General features: G+C 59.9%; 13 protein-coding genes. 8 read left to right on the forward strand and 5 right to left on the reverse strand.

The window, feature by feature from the left end; genetic code table 11:
* The 4 genes from ACIOYV_RS30715 to ACIOYV_RS30730 form a co-directional block, all read right to left on the reverse strand.
* A partial coding sequence (locus ACIOYV_RS30715) for a valine--tRNA ligase (RefSeq protein ID WP_401329883.1) occupies positions 1–1,886 on the reverse strand: 1,886 nt, incomplete at its 3' end.
* A 218-nt stretch (positions 1,887–2,104) separates the two neighbouring features.
* A complete protein-coding gene (locus ACIOYV_RS30720) occupies positions 2,105–2,488 on the reverse strand; it encodes a DNA polymerase III subunit chi (RefSeq protein WP_401329886.1) in 384 nt (127 codons plus the stop codon).
* Positions 2,489–2,496: 8 nt separating this feature from the next.
* A complete protein-coding gene (locus tag ACIOYV_RS30725; protein WP_401329889.1) occupies positions 2,497–2,925 on the reverse strand; it encodes a DNA polymerase III subunit chi in 429 nt (142 codons plus the stop codon).
* A 60-nt stretch (positions 2,926–2,985) separates the two neighbouring features.
* The gene (locus ACIOYV_RS30730; protein WP_054054790.1) at positions 2,986–4,476 is read right to left on the reverse strand and encodes a leucyl aminopeptidase; all 1,491 of its coding nucleotides are present in this window, start codon (positions 4,474–4,476) and stop codon (positions 2,986–2,988) included.
* 307 nt (positions 4,477–4,783) lie between these two features.
* On the opposite strand from ACIOYV_RS30730, the gene lptF reads away from it, so the two are divergent.
* The 8 genes from lptF to pdxJ all read left to right on the forward strand — a co-directional run bounded on the left by lptF (position 4,784) and on the right by pdxJ (position 13,207).
* On the forward strand, positions 4,784–5,902 hold the full coding sequence (gene lptF, locus ACIOYV_RS30735) for an LPS export ABC transporter permease LptF (protein WP_401329893.1): 1,119 nt from the start codon (positions 4,784–4,786) through the stop codon (positions 5,900–5,902).
* Positions 5,895–6,956 (forward strand): LPS export ABC transporter permease LptG, encoded by a 1,062-nt coding sequence (lptG, locus tag ACIOYV_RS30740; protein ID WP_163908611.1) that lies wholly within the window; start codon positions 5,895–5,897, stop codon positions 6,954–6,956. Before lptF ends, lptG begins: the two co-directional genes overlap by 8 nt.
* A 171-nt stretch (positions 6,957–7,127) precedes the next feature.
* Positions 7,128–8,927: a translation elongation factor 4 gene (gene lepA / locus ACIOYV_RS30745; RefSeq protein WP_054054783.1), complete on the forward strand. Its 1,800-nt coding sequence runs from the start codon at positions 7,128–7,130 to the stop codon at positions 8,925–8,927.
* 5 nt (positions 8,928–8,932) lie between these two features.
* A complete protein-coding gene (lepB, locus tag ACIOYV_RS30750) occupies positions 8,933–9,787 on the forward strand; it encodes a signal peptidase I (RefSeq protein WP_054054781.1) in 855 nt (284 codons plus the stop codon).
* A gap of 184 nt (positions 9,788–9,971) precedes the next feature.
* Positions 9,972–10,661 (forward strand): ribonuclease III, encoded by a 690-nt coding sequence (gene rnc / locus ACIOYV_RS30755; RefSeq protein ID WP_054054779.1) that lies wholly within the window; start codon positions 9,972–9,974, stop codon positions 10,659–10,661.
* Positions 10,654–11,556: a GTPase Era gene (era, locus tag ACIOYV_RS30760; protein WP_054054777.1), complete on the forward strand. Its 903-nt coding sequence runs from the start codon at positions 10,654–10,656 to the stop codon at positions 11,554–11,556. Before rnc ends, era begins: the two co-directional genes overlap by 8 nt.
* 169 nt (positions 11,557–11,725) lie before the next feature.
* Complete coding sequence (recO, locus tag ACIOYV_RS30765; RefSeq protein ID WP_163908615.1) at positions 11,726–12,409, forward strand: DNA repair protein RecO; 684 nt, start codon at positions 11,726–11,728, stop codon at positions 12,407–12,409.
* A 51-nt stretch (positions 12,410–12,460) separates the two neighbouring features.
* Positions 12,461–13,207, forward strand: a complete 747-nt coding sequence (gene pdxJ / locus ACIOYV_RS30770; RefSeq protein ID WP_401329899.1) for a pyridoxine 5'-phosphate synthase — start codon at positions 12,461–12,463, stop codon at positions 13,205–13,207.
* 129 nt (positions 13,208–13,336) lie between these two features.
* Here pdxJ and mltF read toward each other — a convergent pair whose 3' ends face one another.
* Positions 13,337–14,797, reverse strand: coding sequence for a membrane-bound lytic murein transglycosylase MltF (gene mltF, locus ACIOYV_RS30775; protein WP_054054772.1), 1,461 nt, complete (start codon positions 14,795–14,797; stop codon positions 13,337–13,339).
* Positions 14,798–14,899 lie beyond the last annotated feature (102 nt).

Raw genomic sequence — 14,899 nt, forward strand, 5'->3', positions numbered from 1 at the left:
CGTCCGCTGGCGTTCTGGGCTTCGAAGGATTCGGCGATCAGGTCGTACCAGGCCGAGCCGGAAGCAGTGATGATCGGCTTGGGAATCGCGAACTCGTCGCGGGTCTGCTTCTCGATCTTCTTCGCCAGTTTCGGCTGCATCATGCCGGAGGTGCGTTTCTGCACCAGTTCTTCCAGCTCGATGCCGTCGATGATGTCCAGTGGGTCCAGGACGTTGCCCTTGGACTTGGACATCTTCTGGCCCTGGCCATCGCGCACCAGACCGTGAACATAAACAGTCTTGAACGGTACTTGCGGCGTGCCGTCTTCGTTCTTCACCAAATGCATGGTGAGCATGATCATCCGGGCGACCCAGAAGAAAATGATGTCGAAACCGGTCACCAGCACGTCGGTGGAGTGGAATTTCTTCAGGAACTCGGTCTGCTCAGGCCAGCCCAGGGTGGAGAAAGTCCACAGCCCCGAACTGAACCAGGTGTCGAGAACGTCGTTGTCCTGTTGCAGCGCAACGTCCGGGCCGAGGTTGTGCTTGGCGCGCACTTCGGCTTCGTCGCGACCGACGTAGACTTTGCCCGACTCGTCGTACCAGGCCGGAATCCGGTGGCCCCACCACAGTTGACGGCTGATGCACCAATCCTGGATGTCGCGCATCCACGAGAAGTACATGTTTTCGTACTGTTTCGGCACGAACTGAATGCGGCCGTCTTCAACGGCAGCAATCGCAGGTTCGGCCAATGGTTTGGTCGATACGTACCACTGGTCGGTCAGCCACGGCTCGATGATGGTGCCGGAGCGATCGCCCTTCGGTACTTTCAAGCCGTGATCGTCAACGCTGACCAGCAGGCCGGCAGCGTCAAAAGCAGCAACGATTTGCTTGCGTGCTTCGAAACGGTCGAGGCCGGCGTATTCGGCAGGAATCTTGCCGTCGATGCTTTCGTTCAGCGTGCCGTCGAGGTTGAACACCTGACAGGCCGGCAGTACGGCGGCGTTCTTGTCGAAGATGTTCAGCAGCGGCAGGTTGTGGCGCTTGCCGACTTCGTAGTCGTTGAAATCGTGGGCCGGGGTGATTTTCACGCAGCCGGTGCCGAATTCAGGATCGCAGTAATCGTCGGCGATGATCGGGATGCGGCGGCCGACCAGCGGCAACTCGACGAATTTGCCGATCAGGGCTTTGTAGCGTTCATCGTTCGGGTTAACGGCCACGGCGGCGTCGCCGAGCATGGTTTCCGGGCGAGTGGTCGCGACGATCAGGTAATCGTTGCCTTCAGCGGTCTTGGCGCCGTCGGCCAGCGGGTACTTCAGGTTCCACAGGAAACCTTTCTCGTCGTGGTTTTCCACTTCGAGGTCGGAAATCGCCGTGTGCAACTTGGTGTCCCAGTTGACCAAACGCTTGCCGCGGTAGATCAAGCCGTCTTCATGCAGGCGTACGAAGGCTTCTTTCACCGATTCCGACAGGCCGTCGTCCATGGTGAAGCGCTCGCGGCTCCAGTCGACAGACGAGCCGAGGCGGCGGATCTGACGGCTGATGTTGCCGCCGGACTGATCCTTCCATTCCCAGATTTTCTCGAGGAATTTCTCGCGGCCCAGGTCGTGACGACTCTGGCCCTGGGCTTCAAGTTGGCGTTCCACCAGCATTTGCGTGGCGATACCTGCGTGGTCGGTGCCCGGCTGCCACAGGGTGTTGCGACCCTGCATGCGGCGGAAACGGATCAGGGCGTCCATGATCGCGTTGTTGAAGCCGTGACCCATGTGCAGGCTGCCGGTGACGTTCGGCGGCGGAATCATGATGGCGTAGGACTCGCCCGCGCCTTGCGGGGCGAAGTAGTTCTCGGACTCCCAGGTGTTGTACCAGGAAGTTTCAATGGCGTGCGGCTGGTAGGTCTTATCCATGCGCGGCGGGACCCTATTGGCATCAATTCAGGAAAAGCCGACGAGTATAGCGGGGCATGGGGCCGAGGGCGAGCAGGGGCGGATTGTGGCGAGGGGGTTTACCCCCGTTGGAGCGCGAAGCGGTCCCTTTCCATGCCCGGTTTTTTTTACGACTGCTTCGCAGCCGAACGGGGGTAAACCCCCTCGCCACACAAGCTCGCTCCCACAAGGGATAGCGGTTACTCGTACTGGCTGAGCAACCGCTCCATCCGCGCATCAAGGCGACGCTTGATCTCGGTTTCGATGTGCGGGGCGAAGTCATCGATCACGTCTTGCATGATCAATTGCGCGGCGGCGCGCAGTTCGCTGTCCAGGTGCAGCAGGGCGTCGGGGCCCTTGCTGGCGGCCGCTGCCGGTTGCGCGGCAGGGGCGTGAGGCGGTTCGACGGCGTCAGGCGTGGCGCCTGCCGTTTCGAACAGCATCGGAATCTGTTCCTGTTCGTCTTCATTGACCGTGTCGGTCAACAATGGCGGTTGCAGGTTGTCATCACCGAGCAGTTGGCGGATCGACTCAAGGTCATCCAGCAGGTGCGCGGACTTTTGTGGCGGTTTTGGAGTGTCCATCGGAATGCTCAGAGTCGCTGTAAACGGTGATCTTGCAGAGGATAGCCCTGTTCGCGGTAGAAACGGAAACTCTCACGCGCAGCCGCCCGGATCGTCGGATCTTCCACCACCACTTCCGCCACCCGGGCGAATTTGTTAGCGAAGGCCGGGACTTTCAGGTCCAGATTGACCAGCAGATCCTGATGCGGACCGCAGTCATCACCCAGGCCCAGGACAATCAAGCTATCCGGCTCGCTTTCGGCGGGACCGTGGGGCACGAAACTTTCACCCTTGAACGCCCACAGCCGCGCATCGAGGTCCTCACGCTGGGCGGCATCGCTGCAATGCAGGTAGATGCGGTGCCCCATGCGCCAGGCTTTTTCGGTGAGCTTGCAGGCAAAGTCCAGCCGCGCTGACGGATCGGCGCTGGGCAGGATATAGAAGTCGACTTTGGTCATTGCGGTTCCTGAGCCATGAGCGGCGTTGCCCGAGAGCAACGCCGCCCAGGGTCATCGGTTTCAGGCTTTGGCGCGGTCCAGCAGGTATTGGGTCAGCAATGGAACCGGACGGCCAGTGGCGCCCTTGTCCTTGCCGCCGCTGGTCCAGGCGGTGCCGGCGATGTCCAGGTGCGCCCAGTTCAGATTTTTGGTGAAGCGCGACAGGAAGCAGGCAGCGGTGATGGTCCCGGCTTTCGGGCCGCCGATGTTGGCGATGTCGGCGAACGGGCTGTCCAGCTGTTCCTGGTACTCATCGAACAGCGGCAGTTGCCAGGCGCGATCGTCAGCCGATTGGCCGGCGCTCAGCAGTTGGCCGATCAGTTCGTCGTTGTTGCCCAGCAGGCCGGACGTGTGAGCACCCAGCGCAACCACGCAAGCGCCGGTCAGGGTCGCGATGTCGATCACGGCCTGTGGCTTGAAGCGCTCGGAGTAGGTCAGTGCATCGCACAGCACCAGACGGCCTTCGGCGTCGGTGTTGAGGATTTCCACGGTCTGGCCGCTCATGGTGGTGACGATGTCGCCAGGGCGCGAAGCGTTGCCGCTCGGCATGTTCTCGGCGCAAGCCAGGATGCACACCAGGTTGATCGGCAGTTTCAGTTCGAGCACGGCACGCAGGGTGCCGAACACGCTGGCGGCACCGCCCATGTCGTACTTCATTTCATCCATGCCGGCACCCGGTTTCAGGCTGATGCCGCCGGTGTCGAACGTGATGCCCTTGCCGACCAGTGCGTACGGCTTCTCGGATTTCTTGCCGCCGTTGTATTGCATGACGATCAGGCGCGGTGGTTGGGCGCTGCCCTGGCCTACAGCGTAGAACGAGCCCATGCCCAGGTCCTTGATCTTCTTCTCATCGAGGACTTCGACTTTCAGGCTTTTGAATTCCTTGCCCAGGTTCTTGGCTTGTTCGCCGAGGAACGTCGGGTGGCAGATGTTCGGCGGCAGGTTGCCCAGGTCACGGGTAAACGCCATCCCGTTGGCGATTGCGGTGGCGTGGGCCACGGCGCGCTCAACTTCTGCTTGTGCAGCCTTGATGGTCACCAGGGTGACTTTCTTCAGGGCGCGAGGTTCGGCTTTCTGACTCTTGAACTGGTCGAAGGTGTATTCGCCGTCTACCAGGGTTTCGGCCAGCAGGCGGGTCTTGCCGTAGCTGTCGCGACCTTTGACCACGACTTCGTCCAGCGCCAGCACGGCATCGCTGCCGCCCAAGCCTTTGAGCGTGTTGAGGATGCCGGCGATGATTTTACGGAACGGGCGGTCGCCCAGCTCTTCATCCTTGCCCACGCCCACCAGCAACACGCGGTCGGCCTTGAGGTTCGGCAGGCTGTGCAACAACAGGCTCTGGCCGACTTTGCCGGCCAGGTCGCCGCGCTTCAGTACGGCGCTGATGGCGCCACCGCTCAGTTCGTCGAGCTGTTTGGCGACGGCACCGAGTTTGCGGCCTTCGCCGACGGCGACCACCAGAGTGGCGGTTTTCAACGTTTCTGGGCTAACGCTTTTTACAACCAGTTCCATGTCCGGGTCCCTGAATTAATGGTCAACACGCGGCGTTCGACGGTGTGCGCAAACGCCTGCTTATATAGATAGAAAGACGCAGGTCACGGCCCGCGACAAAGGCCGCAGTTTGAACCTCGCCACCGGCGCCTGACAACCCTCGGTTGTACGATCTTCGGTGCTTTGGGCACGTGCTTGAGCTTGCGCAGTGACAGGCGCACCCAATCACAGGATAATGCGCCATCTTTTTCGGCGGCCCTGCCTTGCGGGCCGGCTGATACGTTTGTTTGTTTGGCCGCCTTAGCCTGACAACCCTGGAGTGTCTGGTTTGATCGTCTTCCGTTATCTATCCCGCGAAGTCCTGTTGACCTTGAGCGCCGTCAGCGCCGTGCTGCTGGTCATCATCATGAGCGGTCGCTTCATCAAATACCTCGCGCAGGCGGCTTCGGGCCAACTGGACCCGGGTTCTTTGTTCCTGATCATGGGCTTTCGCCTGCCGGGCTTCCTCCAACTGATCCTGCCATTGGGCCTGTTCCTCGGGATCCTGTTGTCGTATGGCCGGTTGTACCTGGAAAGCGAAATGACCGTGCTGTCGGCCACCGGCATGAGCCAGCAGCGTCTGTTTCGTATCACCCTGTTTCCAGCCACCCTGGTGGCGCTGGTAGTTGCGTGGCTGAGCCTGAGCCTGGCGCCACAAGGGGCCAATCAGTTCCAGTTGCTGCTGAACAAGCAGGACGCCCTGACCGAATTCGATACCCTGGAGCCCGGTCGCTTCCAGGCATTGCGCGACGGTACGCGGGTGACCTACACCGAAACCCTGACCGATGACCGCGTCAATCTGGGCGGCGTGTTTATTTCGCAAAAGAATATTTCGTCCGACCAGAAGGATCGCGGGATTTCCGTGTTGGTGGCCCAAAAGGGCCGTCAGGAAATCCGCCCTGACGGCAACCGCTACCTGATTCTCGACAATGGCTACCGCTACGACGGTAATCCGGGGCAGGCCGACTACCGGAAGATCAAGTACGACGAGTACGGCGTTTTGCTGCCCAAGCCTGACGTCAGTGACGAAGTGACCGACCGTGATGCAATGCCCACCAGCTCCCTGGTGGGCAGTGATGACATCCGCTCAAGCACCGAGCTGCAATGGCGCCTGTCCTTGCCGTTGCTGGTCTTCATCGTGACCCTGATGGCGGTGCCGCTGTCGCGCGTCAACCCGCGCCAGGGCCGTTTCCTCAAGTTGCTGCCGGCGATTCTTCTTTATATGGCTTACCTGACCATCCTGATTGCCGCTCGCGGCGCCCTCGAGAAGGGCAAGATCCCGCCAGCGCTGGGCTTGTGGTGGGTGCACGGGATCTTCCTTGCCATTGGCCTGGTCTTGCTCTACTGGGAGCCGATGCGCTTGAAACGGGCGAGTCGCCGCGACGCGCTGGAGGTGGCTCGTGGTTAAGCTCGATCGCTACATTGGTAGCAGCGTATTTGTCGCGATCCTGGCAGTGCTGGGGATTATTCTCGGTCTGGCGACACTGTTTGCCTTCATCGATGAAATGGGCGACGCCAGCGACACTTACACCTTGTTGGATGTCCTGAGCTACGTGCTGCTCACCGCACCACGGCGTCTTTACGACATGTTGCCGATGGCGGCGCTGATCGGTTGCCTGATCGGCCTCGGCAGCCTGGCCAGCAACAGCGAACTGACCATCATGCGCGCCGCTGGCGTGTCGATCGGTCGGATTGTCTGGGCGGTCATGAAGCCGATGCTGATCCTTATGGTGGTCGGTGTGCTGATTGGCGAGTACGTGGCGCCAGCCACCGAAGTCACCGCCCAGGCCAACCGTTCGCTGGCCCAGGGCAGTGGTGATGCGCAAAGCGCCAAGCACGGCCTGTGGCACCGCCAGGGTGACGAGTTCATTCACGTCAACTCCGTGCAGCCTAATGGCCTGTTGTATGGCGTGACCCGTTACCACTTCGACAAAGAGCGTCACATGCTGTCGGCGAGCTTCGCCAAGCGCGCGGAGTTCGACAAGGATCACTGGCAGCTGAGCGAAGTGACCACCACGCTGTTCCATGAAAAGAATACTGAAGTGGTCAACACGCCGGTCGAGCGCTGGGAAGTGGCCTTGAGCCCGCAGTTGCTGAGCACCGTGGTAATGGCGCCTGAGTCGCTGTCGATCAGCGGCTTGTGGGGCTACATCCATTACCTGGCTGACCAGGGCCTGGCCAACGGTCGCTACTGGCTGGCATTTTGGGTCAAGGTGTTGCAACCGCTGGTGACCGCCGCGTTGGTGCTGATGGCGATTTCCTTCATCTTCGGCCCTTTGCGTTCGGTGACCCTTGGTCAGCGGGTGTTTACCGGTGTGTTGGTGGGCTTCACCTTCCGTATCGTCCAGGATCTGCTGGGGCCTTCGAGCCTGGTGTTCGGTTTCTCGCCGCTGTTCGCGGTGCTGGTGCCGGCCAGTGTTTGTGCCTTGGCCGGGGTCTGGTTGTTGCGTCGAGCCGGTTGATTACGGGGTTTCCCTGACCTTGCCGCTCGTAAAAAACGCCCTTGTCGCAAGACCGGGGCGTTTTTGTATTAGCCGTCTGACCTGCGAACGTGACGCTTGCGCCGTGGATCAGGTACAATTCCCGGCTATTTTTCGGCGGGCTATGCCTGCAGCCTTTTTGAGTGTTGATCCGTGAGTGATTTGAGTCATATCCGCAATTTCTCCATCATCGCCCACATTGACCATGGCAAGTCGACGCTGGCCGATCGCTTCATCCAGATGTGCGGCGGCCTTGCCGAGCGCGAAATGGAAGCCCAGGTGCTGGACTCCATGGACCTGGAACGTGAACGCGGGATCACCATCAAGGCCCACAGCGTCACCCTTTATTACACCGCTCGCGATGGCATCAAGTACCAGCTGAACTTCATTGACACCCCGGGCCACGTTGACTTCACCTATGAAGTCAGCCGGTCGTTGGCGGCCTGTGAAGGTGCATTGCTGGTGGTCGATGCCGGTCAGGGCGTTGAAGCGCAGTCGGTTGCCAACTGCTACACGGCGATCGAGCAGGGCCTGGAAGTCATGCCGGTCCTGAACAAGATCGACCTGCCACAGGCCGATCCGGACCGCGTCAAAGAAGAAATCGAAAAAATCATCGGTATCGACGCCACCGATGCGGTCGAGTGCAGCGCCAAGACTGGCCTGGGCGTCGACGAAGTACTCGAACGCCTGGTTCACACCATTCCTGCGCCGACCGGCAACTACGAAGATCCGCTGCAAGCGTTGATCATCGACTCCTGGTTCGACAACTACCTGGGCGTTGTTTCCCTGGTACGTGTGCGCCACGGTCGCGTGCGTAAGGGCGACAAGATCCTGGTCAAGTCCACCGGCAAGATCCACCTGGTGGACAGCGTCGGTGTATTCAACCCGAAACACACCGCCACCGTTGACCTGAAGGCCGGCGAAGTGGGCTTCATCATCGCCGGTATCAAGGACATTCACGGTGCACCGGTCGGTGACACCCTGACCTTGAGCTCCACTCCCGACGTTGACGTGCTGCCCGGTTTCAAGCGCATTCAGCCGCAGGTCTACGCCGGTCTGTTCCCGGTCAGCTCCGACGATTTCGAAGATTTCCGTGAAGCCCTGCAAAAGCTCACCCTCAACGATTCGTCGCTGCAATACACCCCGGAAAGCTCCGACGCACTGGGCTTCGGCTTCCGTTGCGGGTTCCTCGGCATGCTGCACATGGAAATCATCCAGGAGCGCCTGGAGCGCGAGTACGACCTGGACCTGATCACCACGGCGCCGACGGTTATTTTCGAGCTGTTGCTGAAAACCGGTGAAACGATTTACGTCGATAACCCGTCGAAGCTTCCAGACCTGTCCTCGATCGAAGACATGCGTGAACCGATCGTGCGGGCCAATATTCTTGTGCCGCAAGAGCACTTGGGCAACGTCATTACCCTGTGCATCGAGAAGCGTGGCGTGCAGCACGACATGCTGTTCCTCGGGTCCCAGGTCCAGGTGACCTACGATATTCCGATGAACGAAGTGGTCCTGGACTTCTTCGACCGTCTGAAGTCCACCAGTCGCGGCTATGCTTCGCTGGACTACCATTTCGATCGTTATCAATCAGCTAATCTGGTGAAACTGGATGTGCTGATCAACGGTGACAAGGTCGACGCCCTGGCGCTGATCGTGCACAAGGATAACGCGCACTACAAAGGTCGCCAGTTGACCGAGAAGATGAAAGAACTGATTCCGCGCCAGATGTTCGACGTCGCGATCCAGGCCGCCATTGGCGGGCAGATCATTGCGCGGACCTCCGTCAAGGCACTCAGAAAGAACGTATTGGCCAAATGCTACGGTGGTGACGTTAGCCGTAAGAAAAAACTGCTGGAAAAGCAAAAGGCCGGTAAGAAACGCATGAAGCAAGTCGGTAACGTGGAAATTCCACAAGAAGCCTTCCTTGCAGTGCTCAGGTTGGATAGTTAGGTCCTATGTCACTAAATTTCCCGCTGTTGCTGGTCATCGCCGTGTTCGTCTGCGGCCTGTTGGCGTTGCTCGATCTGGTTTTCCTGGCGCCGCGTCGGCGTGCCGCCATTGCCTCCTATCAGGGCAGCGTCAGCCAGCCTGATGGGGTGGTGGTCGAGAAACTGAACAAAGAGCCGCTGCTGGTTGAATACGGCAAGTCGTTCTTCCCGGTGTTGTTCATCGTGCTGGTGCTGCGTTCGTTCCTTGTGGAACCGTTCCAGATTCCTTCCGGCTCGATGAAGCCGACCCTGGACGTTGGCGATTTCATCCTGGTGAACAAGTTTTCCTACGGGATCCGTTTGCCGGTGATGGACAAGAAAGTCATCGAAGTCGGTGATCCGCAGCGCGGCGATGTGATGGTGTTCCGCTATCCAAGCGATCCGAACGTCAACTACATCAAGCGTGTAGTGGGCCTGCCGGGTGACCAGATTCGCTACACCGCCGACAAGCGCCTGTTCGTCAACGGTGAGTCGATCGCCGAGCAACTGGTCGGCTCCGAGCCGGGCACGTTGGGCAGTGCCGAGCTCTACAAGGAAAAACTCGGCGCGGCCGAGCACTTGATCCGCAAGGAAATGAGCCGCTACCGCGCAACGCCGGACCATACCTGGACCGTGCCTGCCGGGCACTACTTCATGATGGGCGACAACCGCGACAACTCCAACGACAGTCGCTACTGGGATGATCCAACGATTCCCAAGGATCTGCTGGGCATGGTTCCCGACAAGAATATCGTCGGCAAGGCCTTCGCAGTCTGGATGAGCTGGCCGGAACCTAAACTCAGTCACCTGCCGAATTTCTCGCGGGTTGGCCTGATCAAGTAATCACACACGGCGCTGTTGAACACAGCGCCGAATGCATTTCTGGAGTCGCCACAATCGACCCCGAAGGCATGAAGCCAATGATATTCAGGACGTTATTTTTGAACACAGCGTTAATTGTCCCAAGCCTGCGCCGCATCACGGCGATGGCGGTGGAATCCAACCACGAACTCAGCGTGGGTAAACCGTGAGCGTCTCCTTAAGTCGTCTAGAGCGTCAGCTCGGCTACACCTTCAAGGATCAGGAACTGATGGTCCTGGCCCTGACTCACCGCAGCTTTGCCGGGCGCAACAACGAGCGCCTGGAATTCCTCGGTGATGCCATCCTCAACTTCGTTGCCGGCGAGGCGCTGTTCGATCGCTTCCCGCTGGCCCGCGAAGGCCAGTTGTCGCGTTTGCGCGCGCGCCTGGTGAAAGGTGAGACCCTGGCCGTACTGGCCCGTGGTTTTGATCTGGGCGATTACCTGCGTCTGGGTTCCGGTGAATTGAAGAGTGGCGGTTTCCGTCGCGAATCGATTCTGGCCGATGCCCTGGAAGCGCTGATTGGTGCGATCTACCTGGATGCCGGCATGGACATGGCGCGCGAACGCGTGCTGGCCTGGCTGACCGGGGAGTTCGAGGGCCTGACCCTGGTCGACACCAACAAAGATCCGAAAACCCGCCTGCAGGAATTCCTGCAGTCCCGGGGCTGTGAGCTGCCACGTTACGAAGTGGTGGATATCCAGGGTGAGCCGCATTGCCGAGTCTTCTTCGTCGAATGCGAAATCACCTTACTGAACGAAAAAAGCCGAGGTCAGGGTGTGAGTCGTCGTATTGCCGAACAGGTAGCGGCCGCCGCAGCACTGATTGCCCTGGGTGTGGAGAATGGCAATGACTGATACAACCGCAACACGCTGTGGCTATGTTGCCATCGTCGGCCGTCCCAACGTGGGCAAGTCCACGCTGCTGAACCACATCCTGGGTCAGAAGCTGGCGATCACCTCGCGCAAACCGCAAACCACCCGTCACAACATGCTGGGCATCAAGACTGAAGGCGCCATCCAGGCCGTCTACGTCGATACCCCGGGCATGCACAAAGGTGGCGAGAAAGCCCTGAACCGCTACATGAACAAGACCGCTTCGGCGGCGTTGAAAGACGTCGACGTGGTGATCTTCGTGGTTGACCGCACCAAGTGGACCGACGAAGACCAGATGGTCCTCGAGCGCGTCCAGTACGTGACCGGCCCGTTGATCGTGGCGCTGAACAAGACTGACCGCATCGAAGACAAAGCCGAGCTGATGCCGCACCTGAGCTGGTTGCAGGAACAGCTGCCGAACGCGCAGATCATGCCGATCTCGGCCCAGCACGGGCACAACCTCGAAGCGCTGGAGCGCGTGATCGCTGGTTACCTGCCGGAGAACGAGCACTTCTTCCCGGAAGACCAGATCACCGACCGCAGCAGCCGTTTCCTCGCCGCTGAACTGGTGCGCGAAAAAATCATGCGCCAGATGGGCGCCGAGCTGCCGTACCAGATCACCGTCGAAATCGAAGAATTCAAGCAGCAGGGCAAAACCCTGCATATCCATGCCTTGATCCTCGTCGAGCGCGATGGCCAGAAGAAGATCATCATTGGCGACAAGGGCGAGCGCATCAAGCGCATCGGCACCGAGGCGCGCAAGGACATGGAGTTGCTGTTCGACTCCAAGATCATGCTCAACCTCTGGGTGAAAGTGAAAGGCGGCTGGTCCGACGACGAACGCGCCCTGCGTTCGTTGGGGTATGGCGACCTGTAACACCCGGTTCCTGATACATAAGGGAGCCCCTGTGGGAGCGAGCCTGCTCGCGAAGAGGGTGTAACATTCAGCATTATTGTTGACTGTTACATCGCCTTCGCGAGCAGGCTCGCTCCCACATTTGGTTTTGGGTTGTTTGTAAAAACTGCGTTCCGCCATTGAGAGCTCCATGTCCCAGCCAATCGGCCAACTCGCCTACGTGCTCCACAGCCGCGCCTACCGGGAAACCAGTGCGCTGGTGGATTTCCTCACGCCGCAAGGTCGGCTGCGGGCGGTGTTGCGCAGTGCGCGGGGCAAGGCCGGGACGCTGGCGCGGCCGTTTGTACCGCTGGAAGTCGAATTCCGTGGGCGAGGCGAGCTGAAGAATGTCGGGCGCATGGAAAGCTCGGGAACTTCTACATGGCTGGTCGGCGAAGCGCTGTTCAGCGGTCTCTATCTCAATGAACTGCTGATTCGCCTGCTGCCGGCCGAAGATCCGCACCCCGGCGTGTTCGATCACTACGCGGCGACCTTGCTCGCACTGGCGGAGGGCCGTCCGCTGGAACCGCTGTTGCGCTCCTTCGAATGGCGCTTGCTGGACGATCTCGGCTACGGCTTCGCGCTGAACACCGACATCAATGGCGAGCCCATCGCCCCGGACGGGCTCTATCGTTTGCAGGTGGATGCGGGTCTGGAGCGCGTCTACCTGCTGCAACCCGGTCTGTTCAACGGCACCGAATTGCTGGCCATGGCCGAAGCCGATTGGTCTGCTCCTGGCGCGCTATCGGCCGCCAAGCGTCTGATGCGTCAGGCACTGGCCGTGCATCTGGGCGGTCGGCCGCTGGTTTCCCGAGAGTTGTTTCGAAAGCCGTAAAATCCCCGTGTATGCTGTGCACCGAATTTCCTCTTCTTCAGGAGCGCTTCCGTGACCACCAGCAATCGCATTCTTCTTGGCGTGAACATCGACCACGTTGCCACCCTGCGTCAGGCCCGGGGCACGCGTTACCCGGATCCGGTCAAGGCAGCACTGGATGCGGAAGAGGCGGGCGCTGACGGCATCACCGTGCACCTGCGCGAAGACCGCCGACACATCCAGGAGCGCGACGTGCTGCTGCTCAAGGATGTGCTGCAAACCCGCATGAACTTCGAAATGGGCGTCACCGAAGAAATGATGGCGTTCGCCGAGCGCATCCGTCCGGCGCACATTTGCCTGGTGCCCGAAACCCGTCAAGAACTGACCACCGAAGGTGGCCTGGACGTGGCCGGGCAGGAAGCGCGAATCAAGGCTGCGGTGGAGCGCTTGTCGAAGATCGGTTGCGAAGTGTCGCTGTTTATCGATGCTGACGAGCGGCAGATTGCGGCGTCCAAACGTGTCGGCGCACCCGCCATCGAGCTGCACACCGGCCGTTACGCCGATGCCGAGACACCGACCAACGTGGCTGAAGAGCTAAAGCGCGTAGCCGATGGCGTGGCGTTTGGCCTAACCCAGGGCTTGATCGTTAATGCCGGTCACGGCCTGCATTACCACAACGTCGAAGCAGTGGCGGCGATCAAGGGCATCAACGAACTGAACATCGGCCACGCGCTGGTGGCGCATGCGTTGTTTGTCGGGTTCAAGTCAGCGGTGTCGGAGATGAAGGCGTTGATCCTGGCTGCTGCACTCAAAGGTTGAGATAGGCGGGGCTGCCTTCGCGGGCAAGCCTCGCTCCTACAAGGACGCGTCGAACACACAATGGTGGTTCGACACAAACCTGTAGGAGCGAGGCTTGCCCGCGAAGGCGTCATTGAAAACACCAAAGATCTAAAGCGGTGGCGTTTCCTGATTCGGCTTGGTCTTGTCGATCCCTGGCACGTGCAGGTTGCCTTCGGCCACTTGATCGCCTTCAAGCTGCGGCTGGGTCACCCAGGTCAGGATGTCGTAGTAGCGACGGATGTTCGCCACGAAGTGCACCGGCTCGCCGCCCCGGGCGTAGCCATAGCGGGTCTTGCTGAACCACTTCTTCTCGGAAAGCCGTGGCAGGATCTTCTTCACGTCCAGCCATTTGTCCGGGTTCAACCCTTCCTTGGCCGCCAGCTTGCGCGCGTCATCCAGGTGGCCGCTGCCGACGTTGTAGGCCGCCAGGGCAAACCAGGTGCGGTCCGGTTCCTGGATCGACTCGTCCAGTTGATCCTTCATGTAAGCCAGGTACTTGGCGCCGCCCATGATGCTCTGCTTGGGATCGAGACGATTCGATACGCCCATGGCTTGCGCGGTGTTCTGGGTCAGCATCATCAGGCCGCGCACGCCGGTCTTGGACGTGACCGCCGGTTGCCACAGCGATTCCTGATAACCGATCGCCGCCAACAGGCGCCAGTCGACTTTCTCTTTCTTGGCGTAGTTCTTGAAGTGCTGTTCGTATTTGGGCAGGCGTTGCTGCAAGTGCTGGGCGAAGGTGGTGGCGCCCATGTAGCCGAGGACGTCGACGTGACCGTAATAACGGTCTTTCAAGCGTTGCAGGGTGCCGTTTTTCTGCACCTTGTCGAGGTAGGCGTTGATCTCGTTGAGCAGGCTGTTGTCTTCCCCGGCGGCCACGGCCCAGCTCTGGTTGCTGGCGTCACCAAGGTCGAAAGCGACCTGGATGTTCGGGAAGTAAACCTGGTTCATCGCCACTTCGTTGGAGTCGACCAGGGTCAGGTCGATCTGGCCTTCGTCCACCATCCGCAGCAGGTCGACGACTTCAACCGCGTCAGACTCTTCGTACTCAATACCGGGATATTTCTTTTTCAGCTCCGCCAGTTGTTCGGCGTGGGTGCTGCCCTTGAGCACCATGATCTTCTTGCCGACCAGGTCACCGGCATCCGTTGGCCGTGACTGGCCGTTGCGGTAGATGACTTGCGGGGTGACTTCCAGGTAGGAGTGGGAAAACCGTACCTGCTTCTTGCGTTGCTCGCTGCTGACCAGACCGGCAGCAGCCAGCACCGGGCCGTTAGGCTTGCCCACCTGATTGAACAGGTCGTCGAGGTTGTCAGCCGTCTCGATTTTGAGCTCGACCCCCAGATCGTCGGCAAAGCGCTTCACCAGCTCGTATTCGAAGCCGGTTTCACCGTTGCGATCCTGAAAGTAGGTGGCGGGGCTGTTCCGGGTAATCACCCGCAGCACGCCATCCTCCTTTACGCGCTCCAGCGTGTTGGGTTTATCAACACAGCCACTGAGCATCAGGAAGAGTCCGGTTGCGATCAGCCATTTGGCGTACCGCGGACGCAAAGCCGTTGGGGAAAACATCTGCGCAGTATACGCAAAGGACCGCAAGCGCCATATCTCGACAGAGAAGGGCGAGTCTGCTAGAGAGTCGAAAACCCGTCCGGAGCCCGCAGGAATGGGCCG

Origin of the sequence: Pseudomonas sp. NPDC087342, from assembly GCF_044744265.1 — a bacterium.
Lineage (GTDB): Bacteria > Pseudomonadota > Gammaproteobacteria > Pseudomonadales > Pseudomonadaceae > Aquipseudomonas > Aquipseudomonas nunensis.

Excerpts from the sequence above, each read along its gene's own strand:
- ACIOYV_RS30720 (WP_401329886.1), bottom strand. The coding sequence starts at position 2,488 with ATGGACACTCCAAAACCGCCACAAAAGTCCGCGCACCTGCTGGATGAC.
- ACIOYV_RS30725 (WP_401329889.1), bottom strand. The coding sequence starts at position 2,925 with ATGACCAAAGTCGACTTCTATATCCTGCCCAGCGCCGATCCGTCAGCG.
- ACIOYV_RS30730 (WP_054054790.1), bottom strand. The coding sequence starts at position 4,476 with ATGGAACTGGTTGTAAAAAGCGTTAGCCCAGAAACGTTGAAAACCGCC.
- lepB (WP_054054781.1), top strand. The coding sequence starts at position 8,933 with ATGTCACTAAATTTCCCGCTGTTGCTGGTCATCGCCGTGTTCGTCTGC.
- era (WP_054054777.1), top strand. The coding sequence starts at position 10,654 with ATGACTGATACAACCGCAACACGCTGTGGCTATGTTGCCATCGTCGGC.
- recO (WP_163908615.1), top strand. The coding sequence starts at position 11,726 with ATGTCCCAGCCAATCGGCCAACTCGCCTACGTGCTCCACAGCCGCGCC.
- mltF (WP_054054772.1), bottom strand. The coding sequence starts at position 14,797 with ATGTTTTCCCCAACGGCTTTGCGTCCGCGGTACGCCAAATGGCTGATC.